The sequence below is a fragment of the Rubrivivax soli genome, from assembly GCF_049810355.1.
Lineage (GTDB): Bacteria > Pseudomonadota > Gammaproteobacteria > Burkholderiales > Burkholderiaceae_C > Rubrivivax.
Genome location: NZ_CP187368.1, coordinates 176,107 through 201,824, shown reverse-complemented (window position 1 = coordinate 201,824; position 25,718 = coordinate 176,107). Strand labels below are relative to the sequence as shown.

Sequence of the window (25,718 nt, the reverse complement as noted above, 5' to 3'; positions counted from 1 at the left end):
GCCGGTTCAGGCGGACGGCGCGCCGTACTTCGGCCGCTCGTCCTTGTCCCACAGGCCCCACTGCGTGCCCACCTCGCCTTCGGCGCCCCGCTTCCAGGGTTCGTCGAACGACGCGAAGTAGAACAGCTTGATGCCCTCGCGCCGGCCCCACTGCTGCACGTCGACGAAGTAGCGCATCGCGTTGTCGGCCGAGGGCACGGCCGCGCCCACCGGCTCGCCGCGGCCCGGCCAGCCGGTCTCGGTCACGATGACGGGCTTGTCCTCGCCGGCAGCGGCCTTCACCAGCCCGTGCATGCGGCGCAGGTACTGCGCGGCCAGCGCGATCGGGGCACCCTCCCAGAACGGGTAGCAGTTGGGCAGCACCACGTCGCAGGCCGCGACCAGCGCCGGGCGATCGAGGAACTGGAAGTAGGCGTCGACGCAGCCCACGCGCACGGTCTCGGGCAGCGCCGCGCGCACGTGCGCGATGCAGGCCAGCAGCTCCGCCTCGGGCAGCTCGCCGCGCAGCAGCACCTCGTTGCCCACCACCGCGATGTCGACCATGCCGTCCTGGCCGAGCCGGATCAGCGCGTCGAGCTCGCGTGCGTTGCGTTCGCGGTCGTGGCTGATCCACGCGCCGACCATCGTCTTCAGGCCCTTGGTGCGCGCCAGGCGCGGGATCGCCTCGTGGCCCTCGGTGCAGGCGAACGACCGCACCCAGCGCGTGTGCGGGGCGATCAGGTCCATGCGGCGGCCGACGTCCGAGGCCAGCAGCTGGTCCCCGGCGCGCTGGCCCTCGGGGTAGGCGCTGAAGCACAGGCCGTACAGGCCGGCTGCGAACTGCTCGGTGTAGAGCGCGCGCAGCTCGGCCGTGGTCTTGTCGGCCAGCGGCGACGGCTCGGCGCCCGGCACGAGCAGCCCGTGGTCGGCCAGCCACGGGCGCGCACCAGAACCCTGGGACGACACAGCCGCGCCGCGCTGCTTGCGCCGTTCGAGCTCGGCATGCACTTCGGTGGCGCGCTTCTCGTCGAGGTCGTAGTTGCGCATGATCCACATCGCCAGCAGCGTGCCGAAGATGGGCACGCCGGAGTAGAAGAGCCGCAGTCCGTCGACCGCGCCCTCGGGCTGCACCGCGGCCCCCGGCGTGAAGGCCACCACCGACATGATGGCGCCGCTGAGCAGCCCGGCGATGGCGAAGCCGAACTTCACCATCCACCAGTAGATGGCGCCGAAGATGCCCTCGCGCCGCTTGCCGGTGGCCAGCTCGTCCAGGTCGCACACGTCGGCCGTCATGCTCATCATCAGCGTGAACAGGCCGCCGATGCCGAAGCTGAAGAACGGCAGCGCGAACATGAACATCCACGGCTTGCCCGGCACCATCAGGAACCACAGCAGCACGTAGCCGATGATGGAGATGCCCTGCGACACCATGAAGGCGTTCTTCTTGCCCATGCGCCGCGACATCCAGGCCACGGTGGGGATCACGGCGAAGGTGGTGATCAGCGCGCCGACGCTGCCGAACAGCGTGGGCCAGATCCACGCCGCCGAGGTGCTGCCGTTGAACAGGTGGTAGACGACGATGAAGAACGAGAACGCCGCCACCGTGTTGAAGGCGTTGAAGATCAGGAAGGTCGAGAAGCACAGCTTGCGGAAGGGCCGCGAGCTCAGCGCCTCCTTGAAGCCGAGCAGGATCTCCTTCATGCCGCCGCCGACGTTGGCCCAGGTCAGCGGCACCAGGTGGGTGTCGTTCAGGCTCGAGCGGATCGGCAGGAACAGGGCCGGCACCATGGCCAGCAGCATGCACACCACGCCCACCCACACCGCCAGCGTGCGCGTGGCGGTGTCGGCGTTGGGGAACCAGTCGGGGTCGTACATCACCACCCAGAACCACGGCGCGATCACCCAGGCCCATTGGCCAATCCACTGCGCCACCGCCATGATGCTGGTGCGCTCGTGGAAGTCGTCGCTCATCTCGTAGCCCATGGCCACGTACGGGATGCTGAACAGCGTGAGCCCCGTGTAGAAGACGAAGCTCCAGAGCAGGAAGTAGATGAAGTTGTAGGAGATGCCGTCGTCGCGCTGCAGCTGCCACATGGCCACGAAGCTGATGCCCATGACGATGGCGCCCATGAACACGTAGTGGTGCCGCCGGCCCCAGCGCGAGCGCGTGTTGTCGGAGATGAAGCCCATGATGGGGTCGGTCACCGAATCGAACACACGCGGCAGGAAGAACAGGACGCCCCACATCCATGCCGGGAAGCCCAGGTCCTGCACGAGCACGACCATGAAGATGCCCAGAGCCGCCGGGAACATCTGGTTGGCCAGCATGCCCAGGCCGAAGGCCACCTTGTGGCCGAACGGCACCTTGTGCGTCGCGGCACTTGCTGCGGTGGTGTTCATGGGTCTCCTGTCGTTGTTGTGACGGCCGCTGTCCGGTGGACTCGCCGGCGGCCCCGGCCGGCTCCTCAGCCGAACTTGGGGCGCGCGTCCTTGTCCCACAGGCCCCAGAAGGCGCCGACGTCGCCTTCGGCGCCGACCTTCCAGGCCTCGTCGAAGGCGGCGAAGTGGAACCACTCGATGCCCTCGCGCTCGGCCCAGGCCGCGGTGTCGACGAAGTACTGCATCGCGGCCTCGGTGCCGGGCACGGCGCCGTGGAAGGCGCTGCCCTGGTCGGGCCAGCCGGTCTCGCTGATGAGGATGCGCTTGCCGGGCGCGGCCGCGCGCGTGCGCGCCAGCATGGTCTGCATGTAGGCCAAGGCCTGGTCGCGCGGGCAGCCCTCCCAGAACGGGTAGCAGTTGGTCATCACCACGTCGCAGGCGGCGGTGACACGCGGGTGCTTCTCGAACAGGAAGTAGGCGTCGACGTAGCCCACCGGCACGCCGGGCAGCGCCTGCCTGACGCGCTCGATGCAGGCGATCAGCGCGTCCTCGTCCAGGTCCTCGCGCAGCAGGACCTCGTTGCCCACGGCCACGATGTCGGCCTGGCCGGCGCGGGCGACCGCGATCACGCCTTGCAGCTCGCGCTCGTTGATCTTGGCGTCGGTGCCGAGCCAGGCGCCGACCAGCGTCTTCAGCCCCATCTCGTGCGCGATGCGCGGCGTCTGCTCGTGGCCGTCGGTGCACGAGAAGCTGCGCACCCAGCGGGTGTGCGGCCGCACGATGGCCAGGCGCTCGCGGATCTGGGCCTCGCCGATCTGCGAACCCGGTGCCTGGCCCTCGAGGTAGGGGCTGAAGCACAGCCCGTGGATGCCGCGCGCCAGCGTGGCGCGGAAGGCCTCGTCCAGGCGCGCACGTTCGGCCGGGGCCAGCGGCGGCGGCACGGCGCCAGGCGTGCCGCCGGGCACGGTGCTGCCTCCGCTGCCCCCAGGCGCGGCGCCTCCGGGCGCGGCACCGCCGGGCGCGAAGGCCGGCGACCAGGGCTGCGAGCCGCCGTGGCCCGCGGGGCGGGTGTCGGTCGCGGTGTCGAGGGCGGGGGCTTGGGGGGGCATCGACGTGTCTCCTGTTGCTGTTGTGTTCTGTCGGGTCCTGCCGGTCGCGGTCGTCAGCTGCGGCGTTCCTGCTCGTGGCCCGGCTCCCAGGGCATCGTGCCTGGCCCGCGCGGGGTGGCCGGGCCGTAGCCGCCCGCCTTGTCGTACACGCGCACGTGGTCCACCACCAGTTCCGCCGGGAACACCGTGGCCGCATTCGGCACGCCGGGAAAGTTGCCCCCCACCGCCACGTTCATCAGCAGGTAGAACGGCTGGTCGAAGGGCGCCGGCCAGGGGTTGAGGTCGGCCTCGCCCGCCGCCTCGACGCCCAGGCCGTTCTCGAGCCGGCTGCAGCTCCACCAGTGGCGGTGGGTGCAGGTCAGCGCCTCGTCGACGAAGAAGCGGATCTCGCCCGGCTCCCACTCCACTGCGTACACATGCCAGTCCGACACCAGGCTGCCCGCAGGCAGCGGATGGGTCTTGGTGACCAGCGTGCGGCGCGGGAAGCTCGATCCGAAGTGGATGCTGCTCAGCACCTCTTCCGGCTTCTCGCCGACGATCTCCATCAGGTCGATCTCGCCGCTGGCGGCCCAGCCGCCGTACTTGTCGTCCACCGGCAGCATCCACAGCGCCGGCCACAGGCCCTTGCCCCAGGGCACGCGGGCGCGGAACTCGACGCGGCCGTATTGCTTGGCAAACAGCACGCGCCCGTCGCGCGCCTTGGTCTTCAGCCGCGCCGAGGTGTAGCCGCAGCCGTGCAGCGGCGCCTTCACGGCGCGCAGGAAGACGCAGCTGTCGCGCACCTGCACGTTCTCGGGGTCGCCGGTGTAGTACTGCAGTTCCTCGTTGCCCCAGCCCGGCACCCACTGGTGCACGCGGTAGTCGAAGAAGCCGTTGCCGAGGTCGAAGTCCCACTTCGTGCGGTCCAGGCCGTCGCCGTCGAACTCGTCGTGCCAGACCAGGGTCCAGCCGGGGCGTTGCAGGTCGTTCATGGGTGCGGGTCCGTCGGGCTTCAGGCCGCCACCAGCGCGCGCGCGCGGGCCTGCGCCAGCAGGAAGTCGCGGTACCAGAGGTAGCTGTCCTTGGGCGTGCGCACCTGCGTCGCGTAGTCCACGTGCACGATGCCGAAGCGCTTGGCGTAGCCGCTGGCCCACTCGAAGTTGTCCATCAGGCTCCACACCATGTAGCCGGCCATCGGCACACCCTGCGCCATCGCGTCGCCGACCGCGGCGATGTGGCTGGCGATGTAGTCGATGCGCTCCCCGTCGTGCACGCGCGCGCCGCCCGGCGTGTGCTCCAGCGTGTCGCGGAACGCGGCGCCGTTCTCCTTCACGTACAGCGGCGGCAGCGTCCAGTCGCGGTGCATGCGCACGAGCAGCTCGGTCAGGCCTTCGGGCACGATCTCCCAGCCCATGTCGGTCAGCGGCTTGCCGCTGGTCTGCGCGCTCCAGGCGCCGCTGGCGCTGACGACGCCGCGCGTGTAGTAGTTGATGCCCAGGAAGTCCATCGGCGTGGCGATGGCGTCCAGGTCGCCGGGCTCGACGTGGGGCGCGTCGCCGCCCAGGTGTTGCCACACGTCGTCGGGGTAGGCGCCCTTGAACAGCGGGTCCACGTACCAGCGCACGCTGCGGCCGTCTTCCAGCCGCGCCGCGGCCACGTCCTCGGGGCTGTCGGTGGCCGGGCCGATGGGCGACAGGTTCAGCACGATGCCCAGCCGCGCCGGGCAGCCGTCGGCGCGCAGCGCCTGCAGCGCCAGGCCGTGGCTCAGCAGCAGGTGGTGCGCGACCTGCATCGCGGTGCCGCGGTGGCGCTGCCCGGGTGCGAACAGGCCGGTCTCGTGGCCGAGCACCGCGATGACCCAGGGCTCGTTGTGCGTGGTGATGCTCGCCACGCGGCTGCCCAGCCGCGCCGCCACGAGGCGCGCGTAGTCGACGAAGCGCTGCACGGTGTCGCGCGCGGCCCAGCCGCCGGCGTCCTGCAGGGCTTGCGGCAGGTCCCAGTGGTTCAGCGTGAGGTAGGGCTTGATGCCGCGTGCCAGCAGGCCGTCGACCAGGCGCTCGTAGAACGCCAGCCCCGCTTCGTTGACGGCGCCGCGGCCGTCGGGCTGCACCCGCGGCCAGCTCATCGAGAAGCGGTAGGCGTCGACGCCCAGGCCGGCGATGAGGTCGAGGTCGGCCTCGAGCCGGTGGTAGTGGTCGCAGGCGATGTCGCCGTTGGAGCCGTCGGCGATGGCGCCCGGCTGGCGGCAGAAGCGGTCCCAGATGGATTCGCCCTTGCCGTCGGCGGTGGCAGCGCCCTCGATCTGGAACGCGCTCGTGGCCACGCCCCACACGAAGTCGGGCGGGAAGCGGTGGCGCGGATGCAGGGGCAGCGGAGAGTTCATGGCGTCGGGGTCGGGGCAAAGAGGGTTCACTGCACTGCGCCTGCGGTGCGGTCGCCCAGGCCGCTCCGGCGGTCTGCAGGATCCGGGCGTTCCGATGGAGCGGGAGCGGTCGGCGTAGGCATGGCGGCTGGCGGGTGGGCGCCGGAAGCCGACATGTCGGACCGGCATGAAAGCGCTTTCACAGTGTCGCGAAAGCATCCCCGGCTGTCAATCGAGGGTAATCGCGAGGGCGCCCGGGCGGCCGGTTCAGCGCCGGCCGCTCGTGCGCGGCGCGCTGCAGCTCTCGCGCGCGATCAGACGCGGCGGCGGCAGTGCCAGCGTCGGGGTCTCGCCGGCCAGCAGCAGCAGCATGGCCTGCGCCGCGAGCTGCCCCTGTTCGTACACCGGGTGGTGCACGGTGGTCAGCGGCGGGATCGAGTACACGGCCGAGGCCAGGTCGTCGAAGCCCACCAGCGACACGTCCTGCGGCACCCGCAGCCCGCGGCGGTGCAGCGCCAGGCCGGCGCCGAAGGCCATCTGGTCGTTGGCGGCGAAGATCGCGCTGAAGGGCTCTCCGCTGGCGGTCAGCCGCTCCACCGCGGCCAGGCCGCTGGCCTCGGTGAAGTCGCCGGGCATCACCAGCGCCGGATCGAAGGCGATGCCCGCACCGGCCAGGGCCTCGCGGTAGCCGCGCAGCCGCTCCTTGCCGTCGGGGTGCTTCAGGTCGCCCGACAGGTAGGCGATGCGCCTGTGGCCCAGGCCCAGCAGGTGCTCGGTCGCCAGGCGCGCGCCGGCGCAGTTGTCGAAGTCGAGCGCGGCGAGGTGCGGCGCCTTCATGGTGCGGCCGGTCACGACCACCGGCACCTCGCGCGCCACCGCGGCCAGCGCGCTGTCGCTCAGGCGCCCGGTCAGCACGATGATGCCGTCGACCCGGCGCGAGCGCAGCGCGTCGATGCAGCGCGCCTCGTGCGCGGCGCTCCAGCGGCCGCTGACGAACAGCGGGCTGTAGCCGGCCGCGCCCAGCGTGTCCTCGATGCCACGCAGCGCGCCGCCGTAGAACGGGCTGTCGATGGCCTGCGTGACCACGCCCACGCTCAGCGTGCGCCCGCCGGCCAGGCCGCGCGCCACGGGGTTGGGCACGAAGCCCAGCCGCGCGATGGCTTCGTCGACCGCCGCGCGCTTGTCGTCGCTGACCGTGGCCGTGCCGTTGAGGATGCGCGACACCGAGGCCGCCGACACGCCGGCGGCCTCGGCCACCATCTGCAGCGTCACCGTGCCTGCGGCCCGTGCCGTCCGCCGCCCCTTGCGCGCGCCGCCTCCGCTGTCGCCCATCCCTCTCTCCCGGTTCCGATCTCGATGCCGTTGCCCGCGCTGTGTACTTCTGCTGGCGCAGCAGCAAAGTCTACGTGCAGCGCCGGATGCCGCCAGCCGCGCAGCCGGCGCGCCGTGCGGCATCATCGCAGCGCGCGGGCGCCCTGCCCCACCCCTGTCGCCATCGACACACGGAGTCCCGATGCACCCGACCGAGCCCAGCACCCCGACGGCCGGCGCCGCGCAGGCCGCGCCGGCCCGCGCGCTGTGGCGCGAGCTGGGCGACGCCATCCGCGGCACCAGCGCCGACTACACGAAGATCCCGCTGCGGCGCGCCGTGTTCCTGCTGGCCGTGCCGATGGTGCTGGAGCTGGTGCTGGAGTCGACGTTCGCGGTGGTCGACATCTGGTTCGTCGCCAAGCTCGGGGCCTCCGCGGTGGCGACGGTCGGGCTGACCGAGACCTTCCTGTTCCTGCTGTATGCCATCGGCATCGGCCTGGCGATGGCCGTCACGGCCGTGGTGGCACGGCGCACCGGCGAAGGCGACCACCAGGCCGCCGCCGTCAGCGCCGTGCAGGCCGTGTGGATCGCGGTGCTCGCCTCGGTGCCGTTCGCGGTGGTCGGCATCGTCTACGCGCGCGAGCTGCTGCAGCTGATGGGCGCCGACAACTGGACGCTGACCCACGGCGTGCGCTACCTGCAGTGGATGCTGGGCACCAACGTGCTGATCATGCTGCTCTTCGTCTGCAACGCCATCTTCCGCGGCGCCGGCGACGCCGCGGTCGCGATGCGCGTGCTGTGGGTGGCCAACGGCCTGAACCTGGTGCTCGACCCGATGCTGATCTTCGGCTTCGGGCCGATCCCGGCGCTGGGCGTCGAGGGGGCGGCGATCGCCACCGTCATCGGCCGCGGCGTGGGTGTGGCGATGCAGCTGTGGATCCTGCTGCGCGGCAGCCGCCACCTGCGGGTCGCCACTGCGCAGCTGGGGCTGGACGCAGCCACGTTCTGGCACATCGTGCGCACCTCGCTGGGCGGCATCGGGCAGATGATCGTGGCGATGACGGCGTGGATCTTCCTGATGCGCATCATCGCCGCCATCGGCAGCGAGGCCGTGGCCGGCGCCACGATCGCCATCCGCATCATGATGTTCACGCTGATGCCGGCCTGGGGCATGTCCAACGCGGCGGCCACGCTGGTGGGGCAGAACCTGGGGGCCGGCGAGCCCGGGCGCGCCGAGGCGTCGGTGTGGCGCATCGGCTGGTACAACATGGTGCTCACCGTCGGCGTGTCGGTGCTGTTCTTCCTGTTCCCGCGCGAACTGATGGGCCTGTTCACCGCCGAGCCCGCCGTGGTCGACATCGGCGCCGAGTGGCTGCGCATCCTGTCGTACTCGTACTTCGTCTACGGGTGGTGGATGGTCGCGGTGCAGGCCTTCAACGGCGCCGGCGACACCGTGACGCCGACCAAGATCAACCTCGTGTTCTTCTGGCTGCTGCAGATCCCGCTGGCATGGCTGCTGGCGCTGCACCTGGGCCTGCAGGCCACCGGCGTCTTCTGGGCGGTGTTCGTCTCCGAGACCTCGGTCGGCCTGTTCACGCTGTGGCTGTTCACGCGCGGCCGGTGGAAGACCGTGCGCGTGTGAGCACGGGTGCGGCTTGACGCAGGGCAAGGAGCGATCGGCAGCGCGCGCGCCCAATGCGGACGACGCCCTCCCCGCCCCTGTCCGAAAGACCACCGATGCCCCTGGCCACCGACACCTACCGCGCCCTGACGCAAGCCGTCTCGACCGAGCTGCACAGCCTCAGGACCAGCACGCCCGACGTGATGCGGGCCTTCGGCGAGCTCGGCCGCGCGGCCACGGCCGACGGAGCGCTCGACAAGAAGACCAAGGAGCTGATCGCCCTGGCGCTGAGCGTTGCGGTGCGCTGCGACCCGTGCATCGGCTTCCACACCCAGGCGCTGGCCAAGCTGGGCGCCACGCGGCAGGAAGTCGACGAGACGCTCGGCGTGGCCGTCTACATGGGCGGCGGGCCGTCACTGATGTACGCCGCCGGTGCGATCCGGGCCTTCGACGAGGTCGCCGGCACGGCCAGGGACTGACCGGCGACGCCGCGTCCGCCGGCGTCAGGCGGGCGGCTCCCGCGCGATGTCGCGCAGCTTCCGGTACAGCGACCGCTCGCTGATGCCGAGCTTGCGCGCCAGTTCGGCACGGCTGCCGCGGTGGACCCGGAGCTGCGCCTGCAAGGCGGCACGCTCCACGCTGCGCAGCGACGCGTCGCTGGCCTGCACCGGCCGGACATCCACCACCGCGGCTCCCGTGTCGGGCAGGGCTGCCACGACAAGCGCGCCCGACGCTGGTGTGTCGGTGCCCAGCGCGCGCTCCAGGTGCACCGGGTCGAGCGTGTTCCCGTCGGCCAGCAGCGCCGCGCGCTCCAGCACGTTGCGCAACTCGCGCACATTGCCCGGGAAGGGATGGCGCTGCAGCACGGCCAGTGCGCCGGCCGACAGTGCCAACCGGCGCCGCGGGGCCACGCGCGCCAGCAGCGCCACCGCCAGCAAGGGGATGTCCTCGACGCGCTCGCGCAGTGGCGGCAGCGTGATCGGGAACGTGCTCAGCCGGTAGTAGAGGTCCTCGCGGAAGCGCCCGTCCGCCACCATCGCCCGCAGGTCCCGGTGGGTGGCGGCCACCACGCGCACGTCGGCGCGCCGCAGCTCGGTGCTGCCCACGCGGCGGTAGGTGCCGCTCTCCAGCAGCCGGAGCAGCTTCACCTGCATCGGCAGCGGGATGTCGCCGACCTCGTCGAGGAACAGCGTGCCGCCGCCGGCGGCCTCCACCAGGCCGGCCCTGCTGGTGCTGGCGCCGGTGAAGGCGCCGCGGTCGTGGCCGAACAGCTCGCTCTCGAACAGGCTCTGCGGCAGGCTGGCGCAGTCGACCACCACCAGCGGACGGCCTGCACGCGGGCTGGCCGCGTGCACGGCCTGCGCAACCAGTTCCTTGCCCGTGCCCGACTCGCCCAGCAGCAGCACGCCTGCCTGCGACGGCCCGACGCGCGCCACCAGTTCCAGCATGCGCTGGAACGCCGGCGCGCGTCCGACCAGGCCCTGCGCCGCAGGCTGGCCCTGCGCCACGCGCAGCGGCTCCATCTTCTCGACGAACCAGGCCGGCGCACCCTGGGCGTCGCGCAGCGGCACCAGTTCGATGTCGACGTACGACTCGCCTTGCGGCGTGTGGTGCAGATGCAGCACGCGCTCGCGCCGGCCCGATGCGCGCGAGCGGGCCAGCGGGCAGCGCTCGCCTGCCTGGTCGCAGGGCACGCTGAAGTGGTGCGACACCGCGTAGCAGGTGCGCCCGACCACCGACGCCTGCGGGCTGAACTGCCGCCGGTAGGCGGCGTTGGCCGCGACGATGCGGTACCGGCTGTCGCACAGGATGTGCGGCTCCGGCAGGCCCTCGAGGTACGACACCAGTTCGGGCAGCACGGCGGTCGGGTGGCACCGGGGGTCCACAGAGGCATCGAGATCCATGGGAAGGCGTCCTTGTCCGCAGCCGTCGGCCGGGCCGCCAAAGCATAAGCCAGTTTGAATATAGGAACCATCTGAACTCGGCGGTGCTGCCACCGGCTGCCGATGCCGGCAGTCCGCTGCCAATCTGGCAGGCGCCGCGTCGCGCGCGCGCGTCGGCGCCGACAGGAACTGCGGCGCAAGCGCTTGATTCGCAACGACTCCCGGCCCGGCCTGCCGCGTGGCACGGGTCTTGAAGAGCCATGGTGAGCACACCGCAGCACGAGCCGCCCATCCTGCCCTGCCAAGGAACACCCCATGACTGCCACACCTGCCGCACTTCCCATCGTCTGCCCGGGCACCTGCTCGGCCGTGCACGCGACGCCGAACGACCCGGACAAGCGCCTGTGGCTGATCGCCACCGGCGTCGTCGGCGGTGCCGCCGCGCTGGCCACGGCGGTGCCGTTCGTGTCCACCTTCGCGCCCAGCGAACGCGCCAGGGCCGCGGGCGGCGCCGTGGAGGTCGACCTGTCGGACATTCCGCCCGGCGGCAGCAAGACCGTGGAATGGCGGGGCAAGCCGGTGTGGGTGGTGCGCCGCACGCCCGAGATGCTGGCCGCGCTGCACGGCCACGACGCCGACCTCGTCGATCCGGGTTCCGCGGCGGCGCAGCAACCCGCCTACGCCACGAATCCGGCGCGTGCCATCCACCCGGAGGTCTTCGTTGCCATCGGCATCTGCACGCACCTGGGCTGCTCGCCGAGCGACGCGCCCCGGGGCGGCGGCAATCCCGGCCTGCCGGCCGACTGGCCCGGCGGCTTCTTCTGCCCCTGCCACGGGTCCACCTTCGACGGCGCGGGGCGGGTGTTCAAGAACAAGCCTGCGCCGAGCAACCTGGAGATCCCGCCGCACCGCTATGCGGGCGCCACGCGGCTGGTCATCGGCGACGACGCCGCGGCCTGAAGGGCAGCCGCCGCACTGGATGCATCGCGCGGCCCGCTGGCGTGCGAGACCCGGCGTGCCGGGTTCTCTGGCAACTCGGTCGGCGCCGCTGCCGGACGCGCACCGGCGCGCTGCCTTGTCGTCGCGGGCGGCCACGAACTGCGGGTATCGCTGGAACCCCGTTCGCACCCGCTCGTGCGATTCTCCGGCACGCACCCGGAGGCCGCCACGAGCCCATGCCCGAACGACGCAGGCGCCGGCCGCTGCCGGCCCCACCTGCCCTGCCCGACCGACCGCAGCGCGCCGTTCGCCGGCGCGGGGGCGACACCATGCCGCCAGGAACACCATCGCGCTTGCGCGCCTCGCCCATGAACCCGCCACCTGCCTTCACCGATGCGGCCGAGACCTGGAACCGCCGCTACGCCGGCGAGGACTTCCTCTTCGGCACCGAACCCAACGCCTGGCTGCGCGCGCATGCCGGCAGCCTGCCGAGCGGCGGGCGCATCCTCAGCGTCGCCGACGGTGAAGGGCGCAACAGCGTCTGGCTGGCGCGGCAAGGCTTCAGCGTCGATGCCTTCGACGTCGCCGACCGTGCGGTCGAGAAGGCGCGCGACTTCGCCCGGCGCCAGGGCGTGTCGGTGAACTTCGCTGTCGCCGATGTCGATGGCTTCGCCTGGCCCGAGGCCGCCTACGACGGCGTGGTCGCCATCTTCGTGCAGTTCGCCGATCCGCCCACCCGTGCACGGCTGTTCGAGCGCATCGTCCGCAGCCTCAAGCCGGGCGGTGTGCTCGTGCTGCAGGGCTACACGCCGAAGCAGCTGGACCACGGCACCGGCGGACCGCCGCTGCTGTCGCACCTGTACACGCAGGAGATGCTGCAGGCGGCCTTCCCGGAGCTGTCGGTCGTCACGCTGCGTGCGTACGAGGCAGAGATCCACGAGGGCCAGGGTCACAACGGCCAGTCGGCACTGATCGGCCTGGTGGCACGCCGATGAGCCTGTCCGCCGGCACGCCCGGTGCCGCAGTGGCGGGCGGCCCGAGATCCACCGGGCTGGCGCCCCGGACCCGGCTCGGCGCTTCACATCGGCTTCACGGCGGCACGCCGATACTGCACGGCTTGTGATGCTTCCCTCCCGCACGCTGAGCGCCGCCACGGCAGGCACCGCCCCGAACCTGCGCATCCTCGTGGTCGAAGACCACGCCGGCCTGCGGGCGCAGATCGTGGCGCTGCTGTCGGCCGCCGGCTGGCGGACCGAAGAGGCCAGCGACGGCCGCCTGGCCCTCCAGATGGCGCTGGAGGAGCCCCCCGACGTGCTGCTGCTCGACCTCGGCCTGCCCGGCCTGGACGGGCTGGACGTCTGCCAGCAGCTGCGGCAGCGGGCCGATCGCCATGTACCGGTGCTCATGCTGACGGCGCGCGACACGCTGGCCGACAAGGGCCAGGGCTTCGCCGCCGGTGCCGACGACTACCTGCTCAAGCCCTTCGCCAGCGAGGAGCTGCTGTGGCGCTGCCAGGCGCTGGCGCGCCGCGCCGAACTGGGCCGCGGCCACGTGCTCGAGCGCGGCCCGCTGTGCATCGACCGCCGCAGCGGTGCGGTGCACTGCGGCGGGCACGCGCTCGCGCTGTCCGGCCATGCGCTGCGCCTGCTGGTCGCGCTGGCCGAGGCATGGCCGCGCACCGTCACCCGGAGCGAACTGCTGCAGCAGCTGTGGGCCGACGCGCCGCCGGAGTCCGACGCGTTGCGCAGCCACCTGTACACGCTGCGCCAGGCGCTGGGCCCGGCGCAGTCGATCGTCAAGACGGTGCACGGCGTCGGGCTGCGCCTGGACTTCCCGCCTTGACGCCCGACGCAGCCCCCGGCTCCACCTACCGGCCGCGCTTGCGGCGCCGGCTGATGCAGGCCTTCGTCGGCTGCACGCTGCTGGTGGTGGCGGTGCTGAGCGCCCTGGCCATCGTGTTCGTCTACGCGGTCGAGGACGAATTCTTCGGCACCGTGCTGCAGGCGGAGGTCGACCGCCAGCAGGCGCACCAGGCGGCGCACGGCAGCTTCACGGCACCCGTGCTGCCGATGGTGCGGCTGCACCCGCAGGGCCTGGGCCTGCCCGCGGACATCGCCGGCCAGGTGCTGCGCCACCCCGGACGCGACGAGTTCGAGGGCACGGACGGCCGCCACTACCACCTGCGGCGCATCGGTCCCGACGGCACGCTGCTGGTGGCCGAGGTCAGCGGACAGCTGGTCGTGCGCCGCATGCGCGAGGAACTGCTCGCCTGGCTGCTGGCGGCGGCAGCCGGCCTGACCCTGCTGGCGGTGCTGGTCGGGGCCTGGCTGGCGCGCCGGATCAGCTCCCCCGTGACGGCGCTCGCCGCGCGCGTGGCCGGCATCGCCCCCGATGCCCTGCCGCAGGACCTGTCGCACGGTCTCGACCACGACGAGGTCGGCCAGCTGGCGCGTCGTCTGGACCTGCTGCACGCACGCACGCGCGCGTTCATCGCGCGCGAGCAGGCCTTCACCGCCGATGTGAGCCACGAGCTGCGCACGCCGCTGGCCGTGCTCGGCGTGGCTGCCGACCGCCTGCAGCAGCTGGCTCCTGCCGAAGCGCAGCCCGTGGTGCGCTCGATCCAGGCCGCCGTCTGGCAGCTGGGTCGCACGGTGGAGGCGATGCTGGCACTGGCGCGCGAAGCGCCCCCGGCAGCCGGCCCCGGGCAGGAACAGGCGTTGCTGCCCGTGCTGGAACGGCTGGTGCTCGCCTATGCGCCGCTGCTCGACCGCGAGCAGGTGGCGCTGACGCTGGCCGTGCCGGCGGCGATCACGCGGCCCTGGTCACCGTCCCTGACCCATCTCCTGATCGGCAATCTGCTGGGCAACGCCATCGCCCACGCCCAGGCCCCGCGGGTCCGGATCGAAGCCGACGCCGACGAGGTCCGGGTGTGCAACCCGGGCCTGCCGCCGGCCGCGTCGGTGGCGGCGGCCCCGGCGCACCCGCCGGCACGCAGCACCGGCGGTGAGGGCAGTGCCCGCGCTGCCGCCAGCACCGGCCTGGGTCTGGGCCTGGCGATCGCCCGGCGCCTGGCCGCCAGGCACGGGCTGGTCGTCGAGCTGCGGCATCACGACGGGCAGACCTGCGCCATCGTGCGCGCGGCCACCGCCACCGAGGCACCCTGCCCGCCCGCCTGAGACCCCGCCGCCGGGCGTTGCCCAGGCCCGCCGCCCACTTCGCGAACGCTTCACGCCGCCCTGGCTACCGTGCGACCGTGGCGCCAAGGCCATGCACCCGGCACTGCCAGGAAGGTCGCGATGAAGCTGTTCGACAACCCCAGGAGATGGAAGAAGATCATGTTGGCCCTGTTCGGTGCCGCCGGCGCCGTCGGTGCCCTGTGGTGGGCGGTCTTCGCCCTGAAGCCCTACGACATCACGCCCGCGCAGTGGGAGGCGCTGTACGCCCACGCCAGCGCCTCCGCGCCCGCACCGCAGGTGCAGCTCGGCGCGCCCGAGCCGGTGACCATCGGCGCCACGCCCGCGTGGGCCCAGTCGATCCGCTACGCCGGTTTCGACGGGGCCACCGTGCTCGGGCGCCTCGTGCACCCGGCGGACCCGGCGCAACCTGCCGCCGCCGCCACGCAGCGCCCTGTGCTGGTGGCACTGCACGCGATGGGCCGCACCCATCGGCGCTGGTGGCAGCCCGACATCCAGGGGCGCCCCACGATCGAGGGCACGCACCTGGTGGCCGAGCAGGCCTTGCAGGCAGGCCACGTGGTGCTGGCACTCGACGCGCGGCTTCATGGCGACCGCAAGGACCCGGCGCGGCCGCTGATCGCCAGGCAGCTGTTGCGCGACCTGCACCTGTGGGGCGAGCGCGAACCCTACGAGCGCCTCATCGTCGACACGGTGAAGGACTACCGCACGCTGCTGGACTGGGTCGTGCAGCAGCCCTGGGCGGACCACACCCGCATCCGCGCCGCCGGCTACAGCATGGGCGCGCAGATGGCGCTGCTGCTCGCCGCGGCCGACGGCCGCGTGCGCAGCGTGGCCGCGATGGTGCCGCCCCATCTGGGTCGCACGGTCGCGGCGGTGGCGCCCTCCATCGTGGCGCACCGGCTCGCGGGCGTCGACATCTGGCTGCTGACCGCCGAGGACGACGAACACGCGTCGCAGCAGGACAACCGGGCCCTGTTCACCGCGCTGCCCGGACCGGCGAAGCGGCACCTGACCTTTCCTGGCGGCCACGTGCTGCCGGCCGCCTACGTGCAGGCCCTGCAGCCGTGGCTCGCACGGCAGCCGCAGGCTGCCACCGCACCGCACGCCGACCGCGGGCCTGCCGCCTCCCTGTCCACGCGCGCGCCGGGGCGGCCCGCGGACCGCCCCGGCGCCGAGGCCTCTGTCGCACCATGACCAACGGTCCCCGAGCACGCGCGGCAGCCGACGGGGGGCCGCGTTGCACGCCACCGTGCGCGCCGCGTTCCCGCGCGACATCTGCGCGCGATGCTGCGCGATGCAGCGCCTGCAAGCCTCGTCGCCGGCCATGGCCCGCATGCGTGCCTGGTGCTCCCGCCGCTCGGCCGGACGCATCATCGCCCAGCCCGGCGTGAAGTCGCGGCCCCATCGGCAGCCCATGCGGCCCGGGCCTCCGGGCCCGGCAGCGGGCGGCGTCTGGGCCGGCACCACGGCCGCGGTGGCCAGCACGCGCATCGTCAGCTGGGATCGCTCCCTGGACGGTGGACGGAGGAGCCCAAGGCAGCGCCAGCGCCGCCACTAGCGGTTGCGCCGAGTCCGGCGGCGCGCGGCGGGCCGCGCGCGTCAGGCCGCGGCCTGCGCGCCGGCGCGCGGGGCAGCGTCCAGCGCCGCGATCACCTCGGCGTCGCCGACCTGGTGGAAGTCGATGTAGTGCTGGCCCACGGCACGCAGCGGCTGCGGCTCGGCCAGGCAGACGATGCGGTCGCACAGCAGGCGCAGTTCCATCAGGCTCTCGTGCGCGGCCACGGGCACCGCCAGCACCAGGTGGGCGGCGTGCCGGCGGCGCAGCGCATGCAGCGCCGCGCGCGCCGTGCTGCCGGTGGCGATGCCGTCGTCGACCAGGACCGCGGTCTTGCCGGCGAGGTCCATCGCCGGACGCCCGCGCAGGTAGGCTGCCCGGCGCCGCCCGATCTCGCGCCAGGCCAGGTCGGCCTCGCGGTCGAGGTAGTCGCGGTCGGCGCCGGTCGCGGCGGCGGTCCCTTCGTCGACCTCGACGACCGGCGCCTCGCCGTCCGCGACGGCCGCCACCGCCAGCTCGCGCTGCCAGGGTGCGCCGATCTTGCGCACGATCACCAGGTCCAGCGGCGCCTGCAGCGCCCGCGCGACCTCCAGCGCCACCGGCACGCCCCCGCGGGGCAGCGCCACCACCACCAGCGGCGCGGGCAGGCGTTCGCGCAGCAGGCGCTGGCCGAGCAGGCGCCCGGCGTCGGTGCGATCGGCAAAGGGCAGGACCATGTCGTTGGCGCCGGCTGCCCGACCGCCGCACGGCGCGGGCCGTGGCGGAGGTCGTGGCGAGAGCGCGGCACCAGCACTGTCGGGCCGCGCGTCGCGCCGCCGATTGCGCGCGCTCAACGCCCGCGCAGCGGCCCTGCCTAGCCTGTGCTGCGAGGAGCACCAGATGCCCGAGGACACCCCGACCCCGCCCGCCGCCGACACCCTGCCCGAGGGAGTCGTCGCACTGCTGCCGATGCGCAACCTGGTGCTGTTTCCCCACGTGCTGACGCCGGTGGCGCTGGGGCGGCCGAAGTCGGTTGCCGCGCTCGAACACGCCGCGGCGCGCCAGCTGTCGCTGGGCCTGGTGCTGCAGAAGGACCCGCACGACGACGATCCGTCGGTCGCCGGCCTGTGCCGCATCGGCACGCTGGCGACGGTGGTGCAGCACCGCCGCACCGACGACGGACAGGTGCACGCCGTGTGCCAGGGGCTGCAGCGCATGCGCCTCGTCGAGCTCGTCGAGGGCTACCCGTTCGTCGCCGCACGCGTGCAGCCGCTGGACGAGGTCGACGGCCGCTCGACGCGCTCGGAGGCCCTGGCGCTGCAGCTGCGCGAACGTGGCGTCGAGATCCTGTCGTTGATGCCGGGCGTGCCGGCCGAGCTGGCGCAGGTGCTGCAAGGCACGCGGTCGCCCTCGCAGCTGGCCGACCTGGCGGCGAGCCTGATCGACGCCGAACCGGCCGAGAAGCAGCTGCTGCTGGAGATGCTGTCGACCGAGGAGCGGCTGGCCAAGGTGCTGGAGATCGTCAGCCACCGCCTGGAGGTGCTGCGCCTGTCGCAGGAGATCGGCGCGCGCACCAGGGAGCAGCTCGACGACCGCCAGCGGCGCGTGCTGCTCCAGGAGCAGCTGCGCGCGATCAAGAAGGAACTCGGCGAGAACGGCGAGGAGGCTGCCGAGATCGCGGGCCTGGCCCATGCGGTCGGCGCCGCGCGCATGCCGCCCGAGGTGGAAGCCCATGTGCGCAAGGAACTGCAGCGCCTGCAGCGCATGCACGACGCCGCCGGCGAGGCATCGCCGCTGCGCACGTGGATCGACTGGATGACCGAGCTGCCCTGGGCCGAGCCGGCACCGTTGTCGATCGACCTCGCCGCGGCGCGGCAGACGCTGGAGGCCGACCACTTCGGGCTGCCGCGCGCCAAGCAGCGCATCGTCGAGTACCTGGCGGTGAAGAAGCTCAACCCGCAGGGGCGCGCGCCCGTCCTGTGCTTCGTGGGCCCGCCGGGCGTGGGCAAGACCTCGCTCGGGCAGAGCGTGGCCCGCGCCATCGGCCGGCCCTTCGTCCGCGTCTCGCTGGGCGGCGTGCACGACGAGGCCGAGCTGCGCGGCCACCGCCGCACCTACGTGGGCGCGATGCCGGGCAACATCCTGCAGGGCCTGCGCAAGGCCGGTGCGCGCGACGCGGTGATGATGCTCGACGAGATCGACAAGATGTCCGCGGGCCTGCACGGCGACCCCTACGCGGCGCTGCTGGAGGTGCTGGACCCGGAGCAGAACGCCACCTTCCGCGACAACTACGCCAGCGTGCCCTTCGACCTGAGCCGCGTGCTGTTCATCGCCACCGCGAACGTCGTCGACACCCTGCCGGCGCCGGTGCGCGACCGCATGGAGGTGATCGAGCTGCACGGCTACACGCTGGAGGAAAAGCTGCAGATCGCGCAACGCTACCTGCTCGGGCGCCAGCGCCAGGCCTGCGGGCTCGGCGCCGAGCAGTGCGTGTTGACGGATGCCGCGCTGCACGCGATTGCGGCCGACTACACCCGCGAAGCCGGCGTGCGCCAGCTCGAACGCGAGATCGGCCGCGTGATGCGCGCTGCCGCGCTGCGCGTGGCCGAGGCCGGCGCCACGACGGTGCGCGTGGACGCAGGCGACCTGCAGGCGCTGCTGGGCCCGCCCACGGTCGAGCACGACGTGGCGCTGCGCAGCAGCCTGGCCGGCGTGGCCACGGGCCTGGCCTGGACGCCCGCGGGCGGCGACATCCTGTTCATCGAGGCCACGCGCGTGGCCGGCAGCGGCCGCCTCATCCTCACCGGACAGCTGGGCGACGTGATGAAGGAAAGCGCGCAGGCCGCGCTGACGCTGCTGAAGTCGCACGCCGGCGCGCTGGGCGTGGCGGCCGACGGCTTCGACAAGCTCGACGTGCACGTGCACGTGCCCGCCGGCGCGATCCCGAAGGACGGGCCGAGCGCCGGCGTCGCCATGTTCGTGGCGCTGGCCTCGCTGTTCAGCGACCGGCCGGTGCGTCACGACCGTGCGATGACCGGCGAGATCAGCCTGCGCGGACTGGTGCTGCCCGTGGGCGGCATCAAGGACAAGGTGCTGGCCGCGCAGCGGGCCGGCCTGCAGGCCGTGCTGCTGCCCGCGCGCAACCGCAAGGACCTGCACGACGTGCCCGAGAGCACGCAACGGGCGCTGCGGTTCATCTGGCTCGACACCGTCGACGACGCGCTGGCGGCGGCACTGGCCGATGCCGTGCGCCCGCCCGTGGCCGCGCTGCAGGCCGCCTGAGAAGATGAAGCCGCGCATGCCCTGGACCGCAGAACACCCGCCCGTGTCGATGCGCAAGCTGCCGCCGCCTGTACGGCGCAAGGCGGTCGAGATCGCCAATGCGCTGCTGCGCGAGCGCATGGACGAGGCGATGGCGATCCGCATCGCCACGGCCAAGGCACGGGCCTGGGCGCTGCAGCAGCAGCGCGCGCGCGAGGCCGAAGACGGCCCCTGAGATGGCGCGCCGCCCCACAGCCGCCGGCAGCGGTGCCGTGCCGCCAGGCACCGGAGCCACGCCTGCCGGGACGCCGGTGGCGCCGGTGCGCCAGGCACGGCCCCGTCTGCGCCGCGGCCCGGCGCGCCCCATCCCCGGGCACGTCCCCGATGCTGCGTGTGCCGGGCCCGTCGGTAGCGCCGCGCTGGCGCGTGCCGACCGCGACCGGCCGAGCGAGGAGGCGGTCGATGCGGCCGCCGCGGAACGCCAGGCCAAGCACGACCCGGGCGTCGTGCAGACGGTGCGCGAAGGCATCGAATCGGCCCGCGAGAGGACCGGCGACGACGAGGATCCGCTGCCCTCCTCCCCTTGATGCGCGCGATCGTTGCGCGCACGCAATCGGTCCGCGCGCCGCCCGTCCCACGATGGACGCGGTCACCAGCCGCCCACGCCAGCAGACGCCCTGCTCAACGCCAGGAGTGGACAGTCATGAAGACCGACGCCCAACTGAAGACCGATGTCACCCGGGAACTGGAGTGGGACCCCGCCATCCACGCCACCCACGTGGGCGTGGCCGTGGACGCGGGGGTGGTGACGCTCACCGGGCATCTCGAGACCTTCGCGGAGAAGGATGCGATCGAACGCGCGGTGCAGCGCGTCGAAGGCGTCAGGGCCGTGGCGGTCGAGCTCGACGTCAAGCTCGCGCCTGGCCACAAGCGCAGCGACTCGGAAATCGCCGCCGCGGCCGAGGGCGCCCTGCGCTGGAACGTGCTGGTCCCCGCCGACCAGGTGCGCGTCAAGGTCGAGAAGGGCTGGATCACGCTCACCGGTCAGGTCGACTGGCAGTACCAGCGCACCAGTGCCGAGAAGGCCGTGCGCGGCCTCACGGGCGTGGTCGGCGTCAGCAACAGCCTGACGATCAAGCCCGCGGTCACGCCGGACAACATCACCACCCGCATCCGCGAGGCGCTGGAACGGCACGCGCAGCACGAGGCCAGGCACATCGAGGTGATGGTCTCGGGCAGCACCGTCACGCTGCGCGGCCGCGTCGACTCCTGGGCCGAGCGCGAGGCAGCAGTGGGCGCCGCCTGGGCGGCGCCCGGCATCAGTCTGGTGGTGAACCACCTCAGCGTGGGGGCTCCGACCTGACCGCTCAGGCGGCCGGGGAGGGCCCTCGACAACAGGCTGCGCGCAGCCGCGCGCGACGACTCGAAAGGAAAGACGATGAACGATCTCCGCCTCAACGACATCTTCTCGCTGGACCCGATGGAAGCCAGCCTGCGCGACCTGCTGCGGCCCTGGCGCGCCGACCTCGCCGATCGGGCGCCGCAGATCCGCATCGACGTGACCGAAGCCGACGGCAGCTACGCCGTGAAGGCCGAGATCCCGGGCGTGCAGAAGGACGACATCGACGTGCGCATCGACGGCAACCAGGTCACGATCAGCGCCGAGATCAAGCAGGACAAGGAAGAGAAGTCCGGCTCCCGGGTGCTGCGCAGCGAGCGCCAGTACGGATTCACGAGCCGCACCTTCTCGCTGGCCGAGAGCGTGGACGAGTCGAAGGCCGACGCCAAGTACAAGGACGGCGTGCTGCAGCTGACGCTGCCCAAGCGCCCGCAGGCCACGCAGAAGCGACTGGCCATCGGCTGAAGCCGCCGCGCGGGTGGCGGATCGGGGGCAGCGCGGGTGGAAGGCGCCAGCACCATCGGGGTCGGCGAACCCGGCACGTGGCGGGCCATGGTGCTCGACGGACCGGGCCGGCCCCTGCGCCCTGACGTGCGGCAAGGCTTGCCGGTGCCCCGGTACGGGGCAGGTGCGGCTGCGTGTGCGCACCTGTGGGGTGTGTCGAACGGACCTGCACGTCGCCGACGGCACTTTGCCGTTTCCCGGCCACCCGGTGGTGCCGGGCCACGAGATCGTGGGCACGGTCGACGCGCTGGGCGGGGGTGTGCGGGGCCTGACACCGGGGCAGCGCGTGGGCGTGCCCTGGCCGGGATGGACCTGCGGCACCTGCGAGGACTGTGTCGCCGGACGCGAGAACCTGTGCCCACGCGCCCGCTTCACGGGCTGGCAGCTGGACGGGGGCGATGCCGAGTACGCCATCGCCGATGCCCGCTACGTGTTCGCGCTTCCCGCGGGCTACGACGACGCCCACGCGGCGCCGCTACTGTATGCCGTAGGCGGCCGGCTGCGGCCGGCGGTGCGGCATTCGGAATATTCCGAACGCCCTGTCGGTGCCTGCCGACCGTGCAATGCATCCAACGCCGATTGCCGGCGCGCCGCTGCGCGCCGATGCTGGGGCCTCCCGACCGGCCCCGCGCAACACCCCCCGATGACGATGGACATGCCGACGCCTTCCCTGGCTCCGAGCGAGCCGTCGCCGCCGTGCCCCGCCGCGCCGGGGCACCTGCCGGGCGGGCAGCCGTCGGTCCTGCCGAACGCCGGCTCGCTGGCGGAACTGCTGCGCCTGCTGGGGCTGTCTCGGTCCGAGTGCGATCTGCCGGCGCTGCCGCCGTGCGTGCGCGTGCTGCGCATCCGGCCCGACGCAACGCTGCTGCACGAAGGCACCCCGGGCCGCGCGGTGTATGTGGTGCGTTCCGGAACCTTCAAGTGCGTGCGCATGCTGGAAGACGGCGACGAGCAGGTGCTCTCGTTTGCGCAGGCGGGCGAGTTGCTGGGCTTCGAGGCCCTGCACGGTGGCGCACGGCGGTGCAGCGCGGTGGCCCTCGAGGACGCGACCGCCTATGCGCTGGCGCTGGGCGAGCTGCACGAGCTGCAGCGACGTTGCCCGGCGTTCGGGGACGCGCTGCGCCATGGCCTGAGCCGCCAACTGACCCTGGCGGCCGAGACCGCCGAGATGGTGTCGACCAGCTCGGCGGATGCCCGGCTCGCGCGCTTCGTCCTGTGGAGCTCGGCCCGCATGGCGCAGGCTGGACACTCGCCCACGCGGTTCAGGCTGCGCATGGGCCGGCGCGACATCGCCAGCCTGCTGCGCCTGGCCAACGAGACCGTCAGCCGGTCCTTCTCGCTGCTCGCCGACAGCGGCTGCCTGCGCGTGGCCGGCCGCGAGATCGAGGTCCTGGACCTGGCCGCCCTGCGCGAGCGCGCCCGGAACACGCGCATTCCGCCGTCCGACACCGCGCGGCAGCGGAGCATGCCCACGGGCGACGGCCTGCCCGGCATCGGCCACTGGTGGACAGGCTCGGCCGCCAGGCTGGCCGCCTGATCCGTCGATCGCCCCGGGGTGCGCCACCTCGGCAGGACGCGCGACGCCGGCGGTTGAAGTTGCGCAATGCGGTCGCGGGCGCCGTGACTAGGCTGAGTCCAGGCGCCATGGACACCGCAAGGAGCAGCAACGTGCCGACGACCAGCCCCGCCCCCCTGCATCCCCCGCTGCCCCGGCCACCGCGCCGGCGCCAGCCGCTGCCGCCGGTCCGTTCGTGGCCGCCCGGCCCCGGGCGGCCTGCGCCCGACACGCCACGCCCGCCGGCCCAGGCTGCGGCGCCGACGTCGGTGCCCCTGTCCGAGCAGCTGATCGATCGGCTGCGCGCCGCCGGGCTCTGAGGCCATGCCCCCGCTGTCCAGAGCCGGATGCGCATGGGGCGCGCGCAGGGCACGGCGCCAGGCACGGCGCCACGCACGGCGCCGCATGCCGCCGCCGCCGCGGCGGTCCCGATCGGCCCGCGGCCGGTGCATCGGCGAGGCAGCGTGGCCGGCTTGATGCCCTCCCCCGGTGCCGGCCTGGACGGCCTGCCGCGCGGCCTGGCGCTGGAATGGCCTGGAGGCGGTGCGGGCGATCCCGCGTCCGCGGTGCGGCTGCGCCTGAAGCACCGGTCTCAGCTCGCCCGCATCGCGCAAGGCCGCATCGGCGACCTCGCCGAGGACTACGTGCGCGGCGAACTCGACATCGAGGGCGCGCCGGCGGACGTGATGGCGGTGGCCGGCGTGCTGGTGGGCGACCCCCTGCAGGCCGGTCGCCGACCGCCGCTGCCGCGCTGGCTGTCGCACCTGCGCTCGCGCTGGCGGCACCACCTCGCCCGCGACGCCAGCCAGGTGCAGTTCCACTACGACACCTCCGACAGCTTCTTCGCGCTCTGGCTCGATCCGCTGCGCGTCTACTCCTGCGCCTACTTCGCCGACCCGGGCATGACGCTGGCCCAGGCGCAGCAGGCCAAGCTCGACCTGGTCTGCCGCAAGCTCCAGCTGTCGCGCGGCCAGCGCCTGCTCGACATCGGCGCAGGCTGGGGCGGGCTGCTGACCTGGGCAGCCGCGCACTACGGCGTGCGCGCCGTCGGCATCACGCTGTCGCGCAACCAGCACGCGCATGTCGGTCGCCTGGTCGACGACATGGGCCTGCGCGGGCAGGTGGAGATGCGGCTGCTGGACTACCGGGCCCTGGCGGACGACGCCGGGTTCGACCGCATCGCCTCGGTGGGCATGTTCGAGCACGTGGGCCGTGCGCAGCTGGCGGGCTACTTCTCCAGGCTCCACAGCCTGCTGCGGCCGGGCGGCCTGCTGCTGAACCACGGCATTGCCGCAGGCGGCACCGACAACGTCGAGATCGGCGCAGGCATGGGCCGATTCATCGAACGGCACATCTTTCCCGGGGGTGAACTGGTGCATGTCTCGGACGCCAGCCGGGCGCTGGCGCGCGGCGGGCTGGAACTGCTGGACGCGGAGAACCTGCGTCCGCACTACGCGCGCACGCTGTGGGCCTGGTCCGACGCGCTCGAGGCCCATCTGGCGCGCGCACGTGCCCTGACCAGCGAGGCCACCGTGCGCGCCTACCGCCTGTACCTGGCCGGCTCGGCGATGTGCTTCGAGCGCGGCTGGCTGTCGCTGTACCAGCTGCTCGCGGCGCGGCCGGACGGGCACCCTGCACCACGGACCGCCTGGCCCGGCCGCTCGGACTATCCGTTCACGCGCCGGCACATGGCACCGTGAGCCCGGAGTCGCCGATGCCGCCACCACCACCGCGCCCGCAGCGGTGGCGGCCGGAGCTCGACAACGCGCAGGTCGCGCAGGAACTGCGCGAGATGGCCACGCTGCTGGACGCCCAGGGCGACAACCCGTACCGTGTCGCGGCCTACCGGCGCGCCGCCGACACCGTGGCCCGGCTGCCCCGGCCGGTGGGCCAGGTGTTCGACACCGGCGGCCTCGCGGGCCTGGACGCTCTGCCCGGCGTCGGGCCGCGCATCGCCGCCGCCATCGCGGAACTGCTCGCCACCGGGCACTGGGCCCGGCTCGACCGGCTGCGCGGCGCCGCCGAGCCCGAGGCCCTGCTGCGCACCGTGCCGGGCATCGGGCCAGCCCTGGCCCACCAGCTGCACGACGAACTGGGCATCGACTCGCTCGAAGGCATGGAGGTCGCCGCACATGCGGGCCGTCTCGAGACCCTGCCCGCCATCGGGCCGCGCCGGGCGGCGGCGGTGCGCGCTGCGCTGACCCGGCTGCTCGACAACCAGCGACGGCGGCCCGCGGGCAGCGCCCGTGCCGCGCCCGGGCCCGAGCCGCCGGTGCAGGCGCTGCTGTCGGTGGACGAGGAGTACCGCCGGCGCGCGCAGGCGGGCCACCTGCCGCTGATCGCGCCGAGGCGCTTCAACCCCGAGGGCATCGCGTGGCTGCCGGTGCTGCACACCCGGCGCGACGACTGGGCCTTCACGGCGCTGTACGCGAACACGGCGCGCGCGCATGCGCTCGGGCGCACCCGCGACTGGGTGGTGATCCACGCCGAGGACCGCGACCACCACGAGTACCCATGCACGGTGGTCACGGCCACGCGGGGCGCGGCCGCGGGGCAGCGCGTCGTGCGCAGCCGCGAAGCCGCCTGCGCCGAACTGCGCGGGCCGGCGGCCTGAACGCGGCGGTGCTTGCGCACACGCAACGCACCGTGCCGGCACCGCGCGCAGCATGCCGCTGCACCACTGGGGCGATCACCATGGCCGAGACC

The 25,718-nt window shown here is 73.2% G+C and carries 22 protein-coding genes and 1 pseudogene; 16 read left to right on the top strand and 7 right to left on the bottom strand.

Annotated features, from left to right (window positions below; all coding sequences use genetic code 11):
• Positions 1-6: 6 nt before the first annotated feature.
• The 5 genes from ACPOLB_RS00905 to ACPOLB_RS00885 form a co-directional block, all read right to left on the bottom strand.
• Positions 7-2,379 carry an MFS transporter gene (locus ACPOLB_RS00905; protein WP_425259405.1) on the bottom strand — a complete coding sequence of 791 codons (2,373 nt, stop codon included), beginning with the start codon at positions 2,377-2,379 and terminating at the stop codon, positions 7-9.
• Positions 2,380-2,444: 65 nt separating this feature from the next.
• Positions 2,445-3,467: a glycosyl hydrolase family 17 protein gene (locus tag ACPOLB_RS00900; RefSeq protein ID WP_425259403.1), complete on the bottom strand. Its 1,023-nt coding sequence runs from the start codon at positions 3,465-3,467 to the stop codon at positions 2,445-2,447.
• A gap of 53 nt (positions 3,468-3,520) precedes the next feature.
• Complete coding sequence (locus tag ACPOLB_RS00895) at positions 3,521-4,438, bottom strand: glycoside hydrolase family 16 protein (protein WP_425259402.1); 918 nt, start codon at positions 4,436-4,438, stop codon at positions 3,521-3,523.
• A 20-nt stretch (positions 4,439-4,458) separates the two neighbouring features.
• A complete protein-coding gene (locus ACPOLB_RS00890; protein WP_425259400.1) occupies positions 4,459-5,829 on the bottom strand; it encodes a GH1 family beta-glucosidase in 1,371 nt (456 codons plus the stop codon).
• Between the two features lie 246 nt (positions 5,830-6,075).
• Complete coding sequence (locus ACPOLB_RS00885) at positions 6,076-7,140, bottom strand: LacI family DNA-binding transcriptional regulator (RefSeq protein WP_425259399.1); 1,065 nt, start codon at positions 7,138-7,140, stop codon at positions 6,076-6,078.
• A 181-nt stretch (positions 7,141-7,321) separates the two neighbouring features.
• Here ACPOLB_RS00885 and ACPOLB_RS00880 point away from each other — a divergent pair, with 181 nt between their 5' ends.
• Together ACPOLB_RS00880 and ACPOLB_RS00875 are read left to right on the top strand one after the other, a co-directional pair.
• Entirely contained in the window at positions 7,322-8,761 is a 1,440-nt protein-coding gene (locus ACPOLB_RS00880) for an MATE family efflux transporter (protein ID WP_425259397.1), read from the top strand.
• Positions 8,762-8,856: 95 nt separating this feature from the next.
• On the top strand, positions 8,857-9,219 hold the full coding sequence (locus tag ACPOLB_RS00875; protein ID WP_425259396.1) for a carboxymuconolactone decarboxylase family protein: 363 nt from the start codon (positions 8,857-8,859) through the stop codon (positions 9,217-9,219).
• A gap of 24 nt (positions 9,220-9,243) precedes the next feature.
• Here the strand turns inward: ACPOLB_RS00875 and ACPOLB_RS00870 are convergent, their stop codons facing one another.
• The gene (locus ACPOLB_RS00870) at positions 9,244-10,644 is read right to left on the bottom strand and encodes a sigma-54 interaction domain-containing protein (RefSeq protein WP_425259394.1); all 1,401 of its coding nucleotides are present in this window, start codon (positions 10,642-10,644) and stop codon (positions 9,244-9,246) included.
• A gap of 294 nt (positions 10,645-10,938) precedes the next feature.
• Between ACPOLB_RS00870 and petA the strand changes: the two genes are divergently transcribed.
• The 5 genes from petA to ACPOLB_RS00845 all read left to right on the top strand — a co-directional run bounded on the left by petA (position 10,939) and on the right by ACPOLB_RS00845 (position 15,953).
• On the top strand, positions 10,939-11,583 hold the full coding sequence (gene petA, locus ACPOLB_RS00865; protein ID WP_425259392.1) for a ubiquinol-cytochrome c reductase iron-sulfur subunit: 645 nt from the start codon (positions 10,939-10,941) through the stop codon (positions 11,581-11,583).
• Positions 11,584-11,930: 347 nt separating this feature from the next.
• Complete coding sequence (locus ACPOLB_RS00860; RefSeq protein WP_425259390.1) at positions 11,931-12,557, top strand: class I SAM-dependent methyltransferase; 627 nt, start codon at positions 11,931-11,933, stop codon at positions 12,555-12,557.
• 127 nt (positions 12,558-12,684) lie between these two features.
• The gene (locus ACPOLB_RS00855) at positions 12,685-13,404 is read left to right on the top strand and encodes a response regulator transcription factor (protein ID WP_425259388.1); all 720 of its coding nucleotides are present in this window, start codon (positions 12,685-12,687) and stop codon (positions 13,402-13,404) included.
• Positions 13,401-14,738, top strand: coding sequence for a sensor histidine kinase (locus ACPOLB_RS00850; RefSeq protein ID WP_425259386.1), 1,338 nt, complete (start codon positions 13,401-13,403; stop codon positions 14,736-14,738). Before ACPOLB_RS00855 ends, ACPOLB_RS00850 begins: the two co-directional genes overlap by 4 nt.
• 120 nt (positions 14,739-14,858) lie before the next feature.
• Complete coding sequence (locus tag ACPOLB_RS00845) at positions 14,859-15,953, top strand: alpha/beta hydrolase family protein (protein ID WP_425259385.1); 1,095 nt, start codon at positions 14,859-14,861, stop codon at positions 15,951-15,953.
• A gap of 405 nt (positions 15,954-16,358) precedes the next feature.
• Here the strand turns inward: ACPOLB_RS00845 and ACPOLB_RS00840 are convergent, their stop codons facing one another.
• Positions 16,359-17,030 (bottom strand): phosphoribosyltransferase, encoded by a 672-nt coding sequence (locus ACPOLB_RS00840; protein WP_425259384.1) that lies wholly within the window; start codon positions 17,028-17,030, stop codon positions 16,359-16,361.
• Between the two features lie 163 nt (positions 17,031-17,193).
• Between ACPOLB_RS00840 and lon the strand changes: the two genes are divergently transcribed.
• The 9 genes and pseudogenes from lon to ACPOLB_RS00795 all read left to right on the top strand — a co-directional run bounded on the left by lon (position 17,194) and on the right by ACPOLB_RS00795 (position 25,626).
• Positions 17,194-19,575 carry an endopeptidase La gene (lon, locus tag ACPOLB_RS00835; protein WP_425259383.1) on the top strand — a complete coding sequence of 794 codons (2,382 nt, stop codon included), beginning with the start codon at positions 17,194-17,196 and terminating at the stop codon, positions 19,573-19,575.
• Positions 19,576-19,591: 16 nt separating this feature from the next.
• Positions 19,592-19,789, top strand: coding sequence for a hypothetical protein (locus ACPOLB_RS00830; protein ID WP_425259382.1), 198 nt, complete (start codon positions 19,592-19,594; stop codon positions 19,787-19,789).
• A gap of 1 nt (position 19,790) precedes the next feature.
• Positions 19,791-20,141 (top strand): hypothetical protein, encoded by a 351-nt coding sequence (locus ACPOLB_RS00825; RefSeq protein WP_425259381.1) that lies wholly within the window; start codon positions 19,791-19,793, stop codon positions 20,139-20,141.
• 116 nt (positions 20,142-20,257) lie between these two features.
• Positions 20,258-20,917, top strand: coding sequence for a BON domain-containing protein (locus ACPOLB_RS00820; protein ID WP_425259380.1), 660 nt, complete (start codon positions 20,258-20,260; stop codon positions 20,915-20,917).
• A 75-nt stretch (positions 20,918-20,992) separates the two neighbouring features.
• A complete protein-coding gene (locus ACPOLB_RS00815; RefSeq protein ID WP_425259378.1) occupies positions 20,993-21,418 on the top strand; it encodes an Hsp20/alpha crystallin family protein in 426 nt (141 codons plus the stop codon).
• Between the two features lie 87 nt (positions 21,419-21,505).
• Positions 21,506-21,944: pseudogene (locus tag ACPOLB_RS00810) on the top strand (alcohol dehydrogenase catalytic domain-containing protein); the annotation flags it as partial.
• Between the two features lie 168 nt (positions 21,945-22,112).
• A complete protein-coding gene (locus ACPOLB_RS00805) occupies positions 22,113-22,994 on the top strand; it encodes a Crp/Fnr family transcriptional regulator (protein WP_425261990.1) in 882 nt (293 codons plus the stop codon).
• A gap of 494 nt (positions 22,995-23,488) precedes the next feature.
• A complete protein-coding gene (locus ACPOLB_RS00800; RefSeq protein WP_425259377.1) occupies positions 23,489-24,712 on the top strand; it encodes a class I SAM-dependent methyltransferase in 1,224 nt (407 codons plus the stop codon).
• A gap of 14 nt (positions 24,713-24,726) precedes the next feature.
• Entirely contained in the window at positions 24,727-25,626 is a 900-nt protein-coding gene (locus tag ACPOLB_RS00795) for a helix-hairpin-helix domain-containing protein (RefSeq protein ID WP_425259376.1), read from the top strand.
• Positions 25,627-25,718: the final 92 nt, after the last annotated feature.